General features: G+C 52.5%; 11 protein-coding genes. 7 read left to right on the top strand and 4 right to left on the bottom strand.

The features are described 5' to 3' along the window. Positions 1-2: 2 nt before the first annotated feature. From B5D23_RS12355 to B5D23_RS12380, 6 genes are read left to right on the top strand one after another with little or no spacing between them, the layout of a single operon-like run. A complete protein-coding gene (locus tag B5D23_RS12355) occupies positions 3-1,229 on the top strand; it encodes a glycosyltransferase family 4 protein (protein ID WP_078685815.1) in 1,227 nt (408 codons plus the stop codon). Continuing rightward, positions 1,229-2,425, top strand: coding sequence for a glycosyltransferase family 2 protein (locus tag B5D23_RS12360; RefSeq protein WP_078685760.1), 1,197 nt, complete (start codon positions 1,229-1,231; stop codon positions 2,423-2,425). Before B5D23_RS12355 ends, B5D23_RS12360 begins: the two co-directional genes overlap by 1 nt. A gap of 10 nt (positions 2,426-2,435) precedes the next feature. Next, the gene (locus tag B5D23_RS12365) at positions 2,436-3,926 is read left to right on the top strand and encodes a WecB/TagA/CpsF family glycosyltransferase (protein WP_159445994.1); all 1,491 of its coding nucleotides are present in this window, start codon (positions 2,436-2,438) and stop codon (positions 3,924-3,926) included. Beyond that, complete coding sequence (locus tag B5D23_RS12370; RefSeq protein WP_078685762.1) at positions 3,923-4,660, top strand: sugar transferase; 738 nt, start codon at positions 3,923-3,925, stop codon at positions 4,658-4,660. The genes B5D23_RS12365 and B5D23_RS12370 overlap by 4 nt, the downstream gene beginning before the upstream one ends. Continuing rightward, positions 4,661-5,095 (top strand): ATP-binding protein, encoded by a 435-nt coding sequence (locus B5D23_RS12375; RefSeq protein ID WP_078685763.1) that lies wholly within the window; start codon positions 4,661-4,663, stop codon positions 5,093-5,095. Next, a complete protein-coding gene (locus tag B5D23_RS12380) occupies positions 5,095-6,510 on the top strand; it encodes a sugar transferase (protein WP_078685764.1) in 1,416 nt (471 codons plus the stop codon). Before B5D23_RS12375 ends, B5D23_RS12380 begins: the two co-directional genes overlap by 1 nt. Before the next feature lie 33 nt (positions 6,511-6,543). Here the strand turns inward: B5D23_RS12380 and B5D23_RS12385 are convergent, their stop codons facing one another. Genes B5D23_RS12385 through B5D23_RS12395 form a run of 3 tightly spaced genes read right to left on the bottom strand, consistent with a single transcriptional unit; the run spans position 6,544 to position 9,833 of the window. Continuing rightward, positions 6,544-8,493, bottom strand: coding sequence for a SpoIIE family protein phosphatase (locus tag B5D23_RS12385; protein ID WP_078685765.1), 1,950 nt, complete (start codon positions 8,491-8,493; stop codon positions 6,544-6,546). Positions 8,494-8,517: 24 nt separating this feature from the next. Then, positions 8,518-8,865, bottom strand: a complete 348-nt coding sequence (locus B5D23_RS12390; protein WP_078685766.1) for a PAS domain S-box protein — start codon at positions 8,863-8,865, stop codon at positions 8,518-8,520. Then, on the bottom strand, positions 8,862-9,833 hold the full coding sequence (locus B5D23_RS12395) for a metallophosphoesterase (protein WP_078685767.1): 972 nt from the start codon (positions 9,831-9,833) through the stop codon (positions 8,862-8,864). Before B5D23_RS12395 ends, B5D23_RS12390 begins: the two co-directional genes overlap by 4 nt. A gap of 161 nt (positions 9,834-9,994) precedes the next feature. On the opposite strand from B5D23_RS12395, the gene B5D23_RS12400 reads away from it, so the two are divergent. Continuing rightward, on the top strand, positions 9,995-10,441 hold the full coding sequence (locus B5D23_RS12400; protein WP_078685768.1) for a VOC family protein: 447 nt from the start codon (positions 9,995-9,997) through the stop codon (positions 10,439-10,441). 202 nt (positions 10,442-10,643) lie between these two features. On the opposite strand, the gene B5D23_RS12405 is transcribed toward B5D23_RS12400, so the two are convergent. Further along, a complete protein-coding gene (locus tag B5D23_RS12405; RefSeq protein ID WP_159445995.1) occupies positions 10,644-11,750 on the bottom strand; it encodes a M20 family metallopeptidase in 1,107 nt (368 codons plus the stop codon). Positions 11,751-11,780: the final 30 nt, after the last annotated feature.

Here is an 11,780-nt window from a genome sequence, read left to right on the forward strand (position 1 = left end):
CCATGGCACGCAAACTGGCATATCTTTCAAGCGAATATCCCGGAATTTCCCACACCTTTATCCATCGGGAAATTGGGGTGCTTCGGGAGCGGGGCGTGGAGGTGCATACCGCGTCCATTCGCTACCCGGCGCATCTTGGGGTGATGACTCGGGCAGAAAAAAAAGAAGCCGAGCAGACGCTGTACATCAAGGATGGCGGTGTGAAGCAGGCTTTGCGCGCCCAGTGGGAACTCTTGCGGACGTCTTCATGGGCATGGTTGCGGCTTCTGGTTGCCGGGCTTTCGGCTGGCTGGGAGGGCACGCGCTGCCCCATGAAGGGACTCTATTATTTTGCTGAGGCCGTGGTGTTGTTGTGCTGGATGAAAAAGCACGGAATGACGCATGTTCATGTGCATTTTGCTAACCCTGCGGCCACGGTTGCCATGATTGCAGCAGAAAGCGGGCAGATTGAGTACAGTATAAGCGTGCATGGACCTGATATTTTTTATAATATCGATCAGAACCTTTTGCCCAAAAAGGTCGAAAAAGCCCGTTTTATTCGCTCTATCAGTCATTATTGTTCAAGTCAGCTTAAGCGAATCGTCGAGCGGGAGCACTGGGACAAGATTTCTATTCATCGCTGCGGCGTGGATGGAGACGCCTTTGCTCCCCGACCTGTTCCAGAGGAACAGCCTGCGCACATTGTATGCGTTGGGCGACTGGTCCCGGCTAAAGGCCAGCATATTCTTGTGGATGCACTTGCGAAGCTTAAAGAGCAGAATGTGGAGTTCCGGGCGAGCTTTGTGGGTGGTGGACCAGACAAGCCATCACTGGAAAAGGCCGTGGAACGCTATGGGCTTTCCGATCAGGTGATTTTTACTGGAGCTGTTGGTCAGGATCGGGTTCGTGAACTCTATCGCTCGGCGCATCTTTTTGTTTTGCCGAGTTTTGCCGAGGGGGTTCCGGTTGTCCTGATGGAAGCAATGGCGATGGAAATCCCCTGTGTGAGTACACAGATTACGGGCATTGGAGAGCTGATTCGCACCGGCACAAGTGGTATTTTGGTGTCTCCCAGTGATGTGGAGGCATTGGCAGAGGCCATGCTGAAACTCATTCAGCATCCTGATCGGGCCGCAAAGATGGGAGCGGCAGGACGACGGGCAGTTCTCCGGCATTACGATCTCGACAAAAATGCAGGAGCCTTGGCCGATCATTTTGAAGAGCTTTTGGGCGCGGAGGAAACACGCTGATGTTTATTTTCGACATCCTGTTTTTCAGCATAGGCATGTATATTTACTGCTGCGTGCTGTACCTGATGATTCTGACCGTTGGCGCTTTTTTCTATCATCCCCCGCGAGGGGAAGACGACCGGAGCATTCCGGCAAAAGTCCTTTTTGTTATCCCGGCGCATAATGAAGAACTGCTGATTCGGCAGACCGTGGAGCGGATTCTGGCACAGGATTATGACGAGCATTCTTTTGGTGTGCTGGTTTTGGCTGACAACTGCGTCGACCAGACCGCTGAACGGGCCAAAGAAGCAGGGGCAGATCTTGTGGTGCGCGATGATCCAGCGGAGCGGGGGAAAGGGCAGGCCCTGGACTGGCTGTTCCGAACGCAGCAGGAGCGCTTTGCAGACTGGGATCTCATCAGCATTGTTGATGCAGATACCGAGGTTGCGCCGAATTTTTGCCATGAAATGGCCAATGCTTTTGCTGATCCTGCGGTGTATGCGGCGCAGGCCTATTATGGCACCTCCAATGCCGGAGCTGCATGGCGCACAGCCTTGCAGGAGCTGGCTCTTCGAGCCTTTCACCATTTGCGCCCGGCTGGCCGTTGCGCTTTGCGCGCGTCTGCGGGGCTTAAAGGGAATGGAATGTGCTTTCGCCGGGAGCTGATTATGCAGCGAGGCTGGCCCGCGCATTCTATTGTGGAAGATGTTGAGTTCTCGCTTCAGCTCGTGCTGGAAGGTGTTCGGGTGTACTACGTGCCGCAGACAGAAGTCTTGGCCGAGATGCCCGTGAGCGGACAGCAGGCCGAATCCCAGCGCACACGATGGGAGAGTGGTCGGATAGGACTGATTCGCGAGTATGGAATGACGCTTTTGGGGCGCACCGCAAAAGGTGACGGTGTCGCGCTGGACGCGCTCCTTGATTTGCTGGTGCCCCCGCTTGGGCTTTTGGTGTTGCTGCTTTTGGCGTTTTTGCTGTGCTCGGTTTTCTTCTATCCTGTGGCAGTCGATTATGCCTTGGCAGGATTGGTCGGCATTGTCATTTACGTTGTAAGCAGTCTGTTCTTGCGCAAGACGCCGCTGTATTTGTGGTTCGCACTTGGCTTTGCCCCGTTTTACCTTGGGTGGAAAATTTGTGTGTACATAAAAATGCTGTTCTCTCGTGGTGTTCGGTGGACCAGAACCCAAAGGAATGCGGAAACAAACAGCGGAAAATAAGGAAAGCACAATGCCTGATTCTGCACGTGATGAGAAGACGTTTCGGCCAGAACGTGAGCGGGAGCTTGTTGTTTTGATGGGTATTCCGCTGGATAACCTGAGCATGGACGAAACCGTGGACAGGCTGGAGGAATTCGTCGAAAGCGGTCGACCGCATTATGTGGCGACTGCCAATGTGAATTTTGTTGTTGCGGCCCACAGGGACGAGGAGTTCATGGAAGTTGTCCGCATGGCCGATCTCATCACGGCAGATGGAATGCCGCTAATCTGGGCGTCATCAAAGCTTGGATTGCCTCTCAAGGAACGGGTCACCGGTTCTGATCTCGTGCCCCGGCTTATTGAACTTGCCGCGCGCAGGAACTGGGGTATTTTCTTTTTGGGTGGTGCTCCGGGCGTTGGAGAAGAAGCCGCCCGCCGCTTGCACGAGAGTTATCCCGATTTGCGTATTGGGCACTATTCTCCCGAGTTTACGCCGCTTTTGGAAATGGATCAGGAAACGGTTTTTCGGGAAGTCCAGTCTTTTCGGCCACAGTTTCTTTTTGTCTCGCTTGGTGCGGGCAAGGCTGAGAAATGGTTGCGCATGAACTCCGCGCAAATTGGGGTGCCCGTGGCAATTGGCGTTGGTGCCACTATTGATTTTTTGGCAGGGCGGGTCAGTCGTGCTCCAGAATGGATGAAAAAGACCGGGCTTGAGTGGTTCTATCGCTTTTTGCAGGAACCTCGGCGCATGTTTGGTCGGTATTTCCGTGACTTTTGGGCTTTTGCCCGCCTGTACCGGGCAGAGCGGCGTTCGTTTCTGGAGCGGCAAAAAACAGCGGATTCCACACGCTCCGAGATGCGGATGCAGGAAGATGGTTCTGGAAAAATTTGCATTGTTGACGGGCGCTTTGATTCAATGACCGCTGACGGAATTGCGCATAACGCTGAGGGGGAGCTGGAAAAGGGGAATGGTGTCGCGCTTGACCTGTCTGGAGTGACCTTTATGGACAGCCGGGGACTTGGCGTGCTTGTGGCGCTGGAAAAAATGGCCCGTAAGAATAACGTCCCCTTTGCCATTGGTGCCGCGTCTGAAGATGCAATGCGGGTTATTCGTCTTGGGCGGTTGGAAGATTTTTTGCCCCTCCATGAGAGCATGGCTGCGGCGCGTAAGCTGGTTATGGCTGGGCGCGAGGATTCACTTCTGGAGCTTGGTCGTGAGGGCGAGGCAACGCGGGTGCGGCTGCTTGGTCGTCTTGATGCGGACAGTTTTCAGGCGATGAAAAAGAAGCTGCTGGGGGCTGTGGATGAAGCCGAGCGTGGTGTTCATCGCGTGGAACTTGATTTGTCCCATGTTGACTTTATGGACAGCACAGGGCTGACGGCGATTATCCTGATGCATAAAGCCTGTGTTCAGCATGGAATCGAGCTGGATATTGTGGCCCTCTCTGAACCTGTGGCGAGGCTTTTTGCCCTGACCAAGATGGAAGCTTATCTGAATTTGACTGGAGCGAAGGCGTCATGAAGCATTTTGATGAAGAGCGACGCAAAGAGCTTGATGCCCTGTATGGACAGTACGCACGAGGTGGTCGGTTTGCAGCGTACCGGGCACGGCTTCGCAAGTGGCGAAAGCAAAGCCTGTGGCGGGCGACGGTCTGGAGCACTCTGGCGCTCAAGAGAGTCCTCGATATTTTAGGTGCAGCTGCCGGGCTGACGGTGCTTTCTCCTGTTCTGCTCGGAACTGCGTTTGGAATTTGGTTCGAAGACCAGGGGCCGATTTTCTTTCGACAGGAGCGTGTTGGAAAGCGAGGCACATTGTTTGGAATGTACAAATTCCGATCAATGGTCACGGATGCGGACCGGGTACTTGAGGAAATTCGGGAGAAAAACGAAGCAGGCGATGTTTTGTTTAAGATGAAAGATGACCCGCGTATTACAAAGATTGGTCGTGTTATCCGCAAGTTTTCTATTGATGAGTTGCCGCAGTTTATCAACGTGCTGTGGGGAGACATGTCTTTGGTTGGCCCTCGTCCTGCCTTGCCGAGCGAGGTGGAACAGTATGCCCAGAAGGAACGGGTGCGGCTCATTGTGAAGCCCGGCATTACGTGTCTTTGGCAGATTGGCGGTCGAAGCAACCTTGATTTTCAGCAACAGGTTGAATTGGACAGGACGTACATTGAGAGTCAGAGCTTTTGGGGGGATATAAAAATACTTTTGAAAACCGTGCCAGCTGTTTTGACAGGAAAAGGTGCATATTAAATGGAAAAGAAAGCTCAGCTCCAGGAAAGGGCGGTACAGGACTTTGAGGCAAGTACGACTCAGCTTGAGAGCATCGGTGCTTTTGTCCATGGTTTTTTTGGGCAGTCTGGCTGTTGTGAATCAAGCCTGCTTTTTTCTTTGGAACTCATTGCCTCCGAGCTTGCGACAAACATTATTCGCCACGCCTACAGCGGGCAGAAACACGGTGTGATGCGCATTGAGCTTGGTATTTTCCCTGATCGGCTGGAAATGTGTTTTGAGGACTTTGGGAAGAGCTTTGATCCGGCGCTGGTCCCTGAGCCAGACTTTGAGAATCCTCAGGATGGGGGACGAGGCCTGTTTATTGTCCACCAGCTCACCAGCAGGCTGGAATATGAAAGCCGCGAAGGGCGAAACAGCCTTTTGGCTGTTGTGCCGCGCAAAGGAGATTCCTGATGCAGGCCATAGTCTTTTGTGCTCCAGATATGCCGCTTCCGCATCCTTTCTATGAAGAGCGGCCTTTTGCACTTTTTCCTGTAATGAATCGTCCCATACTTGTGCATATGCTTGAATGGCTGGCAGATGCCGGAGTGACAGATCTTGTGCTTGTGCCAGATCACCTTGCCTTTGAACTTCGCTCAGAAATTGGGAGCGGAGAACGCTTTGGGCTGCATGTTCAGTTCGTGAGTGGTAGCTCGCTCGGTGACGTCCTGCTGAAACTTGCGGGTTCGCTCGAAGAGCAGTTTTGTGTGTTTTCGCATCTGATGATTGGTGCACTCCCGTTGAAAGAGCTGTGTGCAGAGGTTCCAGAGGCGGCCAACATACGTCGGTTTGACTGTGATGGTGGGCCTGTCTGCCTGAGTCGGGAGGCTGTGAATCGCTACGATTTTTCCTCTGTGCATCCTGAGCAGCTGGTGCAGTTTGTGGAAGAGCAGGGAGGGACCTGTCAGAGTGTTTCTCTGGAGACGTCACCATGTGTCTTTCGGCGCTTGCGCGATGTCTGGGCTGCGAATGTTCGGGCACTGCAAGGGGAGTTTCCTGATCTTGTTGTTCGGGGAACAGAGTCTGCCGAAGGGGTCCGAATGGGGCTTGGCGCGCGGGTGCATACAGCAGCTCAGCTTGAAACTCCTGTTTTTGTAGGGAGTCATAGCGTTTTGGCCCGCGAGGTTAGCGCTGGACCTGATGCGGTACTTGGAGCGGGGTGCATGGTAGAGCATGGGGCGGAACTGTCTTCCTGTGTCATTCTGGATGGAAGTTATATTGGGCCAAACGTCACAGTGCGTAATGCGCTGGTTTCTGGAAATGTGCTGGTAAGTTTTCCGCAGGAAACGGTCACCGTGGTTCCCGATCCCTTTGTTCTCGGCGGAACCGGGCGAGTTTCCAAAAAACGTCATATTTTTTCTTCTTTTTGTGCCCTGTTGGGGATTCTGCTTTTTTCGCCGTTTTTCCTTCTGATGGGCGTCTTGCACGCTTTGGGGCTTCGTCGGTTTTTTGTGCGTGATCTTGTGGGCGAAGAGCTACCTCCTCAGCTTGACGGCAAGCGGGTGCTGCGGGATGTGCGCCGGAGTTTTTTCCAGAGCAGGATACCTGTTCTGCGTGAGTTGCCGGGCCTCTTTGATGTCTTGCGAGGGCGCCTTGAAATTGTTGGCATTGAGCCTCTGGAAAGGGAACAGGCAGAGATGCTGCATACTCAGTGGGCCAAGGCTCGATTCACTGCCCCAGCTGGATTGTTGCACCCGTGGCATGCCTTTGCGCCACGTCCTTTGGAGGATGTGGAAAAGCGGGTTATGGAGTGCCATTATGCGGCGACGCGAAGCGTTCGCGAAGACCTCAAGGTCGTGCTGCGAAGTCCTCGGCACCTCTTTATTTAGCGCATAAAAAAACCGGCCATTTGGCCGGCTTTTTTATGCGCTTTCGTTTTCCTCTGGCTCAGGAGTCCCTGTGTATTCAATGCCAACAAAGGTCACGTCGTCGTTTGGTGGTCGACTGTCCCCGGAGGCCATCATGTCCTGATACACAAGCTCCATCATGTCTTCGAGAGGCTGCGTCATTTCTTTTTGCAGGGTCGAGATAAAGCGCTCTTCGCCGTACATTTGTCCCTGCTCATTTTCGTATTCCGTAATGCCGTCGGTATACATGATAATCCGGTCACCAGTGCTGAGCTGTATGGTTTCCTGCTCAAAGGGGAGTGCTCCCCCCAGTCCAATGAGCGGACCGCCTTTTTTGAGCGGAAGGATTGTCCCGTCTGTTTGCAGATGGAAGGGCGGCGGGTGTCCTGCGCAGCTGTATTGCAGTTTTCCGGTTCGGACATTGAGCACCGCATAGAGCATGGTGAAATAGTTGTTGAAACGCTCCATGGGGAACTGGCGATCCAGAAAATCCAAAACAATTGTTGGAGGCAGAATTTCCCAGCCGCGCTGAGGCGCCGGACGTCTCCGGCTGAGGTATTGGGGTTCCAGAACCTGCGACACACTCACGGCAATGAGTGACGAGGGGACACCATGCCCGCTCACGTCCACGACATAGAACGCGTAATGCTCTTCATCGAGTTGCACCACGTTAAAAATATCTCCGCCAATGTGCCCACTGGGGACGAACTTCCAGTGCATTCGAAAAAATTTTGTGCTGGGCGGTGTCTTTGGAATAAGGCTGAGCTGTACTTTTCCTGCGGCCTCAAGGTCGGCTTCAAGGCGTTCCTGCTGCTCGGCCAGCTCGCGTTCTGTTTCTTTGCGCTCCGTGATGTCATGAATAACAATTGTAAAAAACGGTGAGTTGTTGAGTTGAGCCAAACTGATGGACATTTCAACGGGAAATTCTTTTCCGTCTTTTTTGTGCCCAACGCTTTCCAGGCCCCGCGCAACGATTCCCTCACTCTCCAGATTTGGAGTGAGTTTCCGTAACGAAAGATCTGGGATGAGGTCAGGAAGAGACTTGATGAAAAGTTCATGATCTTCGTAGTCAAACATGGTGAAGCACATGGGGTTTGCGCCCATGAGTGAGCCATCTTCGGAGCAGTTCAATATGGCGTCAGGAGCACTGTCGAGGATGGTCCGAATACGCTTTTCACTTTCCAGCAAAGCCTGTTCGGTCTTTTTGCGGTGGGTAATATTTTGTTTGATTGCAATAAAATAGGTTATTTCATTTCGTTTGGTTACGACCGGGGTGATGGTCTGCTCTTCATAATAGAGCGTCCCATCCTTGCGTTTGTTGATGAGTTCTCCCTGCCATATCTTTCCTGCTCGAATGCTTTGATGCATTCCCTTGTAAAGTTTGTCAGGGGTCTTTCCTGATTTGAGAATGGTCAGGTTTTTCCCGTAAATTTCTTCCAGCGAGTACCCGGTCAGGGCATTAAACGCGGGGTTGACCCACAAAACGTCGCCTTCGCCATTTGTAATGGCAACCGCGTTGGCTGCTGCGGCAATGGCGGTTTTGTAAATCTCAAACTGGCTGAGATCCTCAACATGGGTGAGATCGCGAACAACAAGAACAACCGAGTCATTTCCATTGGGAAGCTGGACAATGGTGCTTTCAATATCAAGACTGACCTCTTCCCGCTTTGGCGACATGAATTCAAAAATGGCCCGGCGGACAGGTTTGCCCATTTTGAGGGCGCAGGCGGGGTGTGCCTCATAGGGCAGGGGAACGTGTGCTTCGGCAAGGGGAAAGAGTTCGGTGATGTCTTTGCCAAGCACGAGAATCTTGGGGCGTCCCAGCAGCTGAATAAAGCGTTCGTTACACCATTGGATTTTACAGTGCTCATCGGTCCAGACAATACCTTCCGAGATGGAGTCCAGAGCGGCTTCCATCTTGCCAAGCGTACCTCGAAGTTCGGCCACAAGACGTGGTAAATCCATGAGAACCTCGTTTCCTCAAAAAATCTAGCGTGCTGTAATGCGTGCGGCGATGCGTTTTTGTCCGTTAATTTCGCCTGCGACGATGAAATGTGAAGCCAGAAGACGTTCACCTCTGCCTGTCATAAGCTCAAGGTCAAGCTCCTGTTCCAGAATGGAATGCTTGCCTGTGGTCACAAAGCTGGAGAAGCCGAGATGGTGTGCGTCGTGGAGTTCCGGTGGAATGAGCACTGTGATGGGCATTCCAATGAGTTGCTCGCGAGTCCAGTGAAACTGCTCGCAAAAGCTTGAGGTGACTTCAATCAAAAAGCCGCGTTCATCTGCCATGACTGCTGGGGTTTCTGGATGTTTAAAGAACGTCAAAGGATGGATCATTGTGTCTCTCCTTGGTCTGACTTTGGTGCTGTCCGCAGTTCGTGCAGGGTAATTTCTGGCGGACAAAAGAGTCGGGCGGCAAGGCCGGAAGAGCCAGTCCCGCGCGAGGTGTAGCCCTTCATTTTCCCATGGTGCCAGTGCCCGCGAATGAAACGCCGGGGGCAGGCTGCGTTGCTGATGATGGCAATACTTCCGGGCAGGCAGATTTGCCCTGCGTGGGTGTGCCCGCAGAGGTAGAGATCAAAGAGTTCTGCGGCTTCTTCGTAAAGTTCCGGGCTGTGGCACAAAAGCAGTTTCCACGGCAGGTGCTCTGTTTTGAGAAGGCTTTTGCTGAGGTCATCAGAGCCGTAATAGTGGGGATCATCCACGCCACAAATGGCGATTTCCTGCCCGCCTTTGCGAAACACTGCGTTTTCATTGAGCAGAACGCGAATGCCGAGTTCTTCTATTCCTGGAACCATTTCCAGAAAGTCATGATTGCCAAGTATTGCCAGTGTACCAAATTCACAGGAAATGGACTCCATGACTTTTTGGAGCACTGGAAGCGGGGCGTCATAGTCATGGACTGTTAAAAAACGGAAATCGCCTGTCATGACACAGAGATCGTAGTCGAGCGCTTCTATGCGCGAGCAGAGCGTTTCTCCGCCATCAAGGATGCCGTCGAGATGCAGGTCAGAGAGCTGGAGAATTTTGAAGCCATCAAAGGCCTTGGGAAGATTTTGAAAGTGATGGGTCGTGAGGACGGTTTTGTAGGCAAGGGTATTTCGCCGGGCATGCCCCAAAAGTCCTGTACAGGCCAAAACGATTTTGAGGAGCCGGGGAATCCACTCGACATTTTCGATGTGAAAGCGGGTTCGTCCACTGCCACTGTAGAAATCTGCAGAGTGCCCTGTCTGAAGTTCGAGTCGGGTGCGGCCCGCATTTTCACCGAGTCGGTCAATGAGCCGCTGGTAATCTGTCAGGTTCATGGACGTCCCCAAAAGAGAAAGAAAATGTTATGGGTTATATTCACTGAAAGGTCATTTGAGTGTAACCTCTAAAGAGCAATTCCGACAATGGCGAATTTATATTTTGCGTCCTTCTGTGCTGCGCACATGAAGACGAGAACTTAGGATAAGGCGGTGAACTGATGTGCTGTGAACTTGATCACCTTGGCATAAACGTCACGGATGCCGAAAAGATGCTGGAATTTTATTGTGATGTTCTTGGATTGCCGGGCGAGCGGGTAGGGGCCTACAGGGCGCACGAAGTTGCTTTCCCTTCTGTCCGGGTTTCCAAAGAAACGCTTTTGGACTTTTTCCCGCCGCATATGTGGCAGGATGATGGAGCCTTAGCTGTGCTTCCTGAGCTTGGCCGCCTGAATCATTTGTGTATTGCTATGTCGAAAGCAGAGTGGTTTGACACGAGGGAGCGTCTTCTTGATCGGGACGTTCCCATTGAGCTGGGACCTATTGATCGTTTTGGCGCGCATGGGACTGGAATTTCGATTTATGTCCGGGACCCGGAAAAGAACCTTGTCGAACTGAAATATTATGGGGAAAAAGACGAGTTGTCCTGTGAAGGCATGAAATCCTGACACAAAAAAAGCACAGTCAGGAGAACCCTGCTGTGCAACGAAAATTCTGGGAAAAGCGGGCAGGAAGGAGCGTTCCTGCCCGCACCCAAATGGAGTATACCAATACACCCTAAACATAATCGAGGCGGAATTCGATTACGTTTGGCGCACCGTGAGCGAAACGGTGCGCATATATGCAATGAGAGGTCGATTCTCTTGCAATCTATTTTGATTGACGCAGGGCCAACAGATAATCGTTCATCGTGTTGGTCAGGGCTTCCAGCGAGTCGAGCATAATGTGCTCATTGGCACCGTGCTGACTTGCTTCGCCTTCTGCACCCCATACTACAGCGGGGATGCCATCGCGAGTCAGGAAGCGGGCGTCGCTTGCTCCGTGGGCAAAGCCGGTCGAAACCGATTCGCCAGCCGTCGCAAGCAGGAGGTCCATATATCCGCATTTGCCAGAAAAGAACAAGGGTTCTTTTTCAAGAATTTCGACTGAGGACGAAATTTTTTTCTGAATTGCGTCCAAAAGTTCGTCGGGATTGTCCTTTTCTGTGTAGCGAATATCGAAAACACCTTCCGCAGAACCGGGAACTCTGTTGGCGGAGCCACCGCCAGCGTGAACAATACCCAGATTCATAGTCCGTTCCCAGTGATCGGGGTCGGACTGGGGGAAAAGCTCTTTGATGGCTTCGTAATCTTTGACGAGGACATCAAATGCACTCTGGCCCATCCACGGACGGGCGCCATGTGCTGCCTTACCGCTAGCAGTAATTTTCAGCCGGATAAAGCCTTTTTCCTTGGTGATAATGCTTTCTGGCGCACCACCATCAAGGGCAATACAAAAATCTGTGGAGATACGGGCAAGGACTTTGCCTGCACCGTTGTGACCGCCTTCTTCCTCATCACCAGTGAGCAGAAGACCGAATTTCATGTCGCTGATGCTGCCACCGTCTGCCACAACAGACTTGAGGTGTTCTTCAAAAAGAACCAGACTCATGGCAACGGCGTATTTGTCGTCAATGCTGCCACGGCCATACAGCGCACCGTCTTTGATCTGCGGGGTAAACTGTTCCTCGCTGTCCGCGTCGACCACGTCAAAGTGGGCCATAAGCAGAACTGGCGCGTAGCCGTGCTTGGGGAGTACCGCGATGGACGGAGTGCCATTAAAGGTAAAACATTCTGGCTCAACGCCCATGCCGTGCAGGTGAGAGCAGATAAACTCTTTGCAGGCGTTGATGGCATCGGGATTTGATGCTGTGGATGGAAAACGCATAAGCTCCTGCGTCAGATCAAGGACCCGACGGGTGCGTTCGGAAAGCTGCATGACGAACCTCGGTGTTTTGGCCCCTGATGG

Source organism: Desulfobaculum bizertense DSM 18034, from assembly GCF_900167065.1.
Taxonomy (GTDB): domain Bacteria; phylum Desulfobacterota; class Desulfovibrionia; order Desulfovibrionales; family Desulfovibrionaceae; genus Desulfobaculum; species Desulfobaculum bizertense.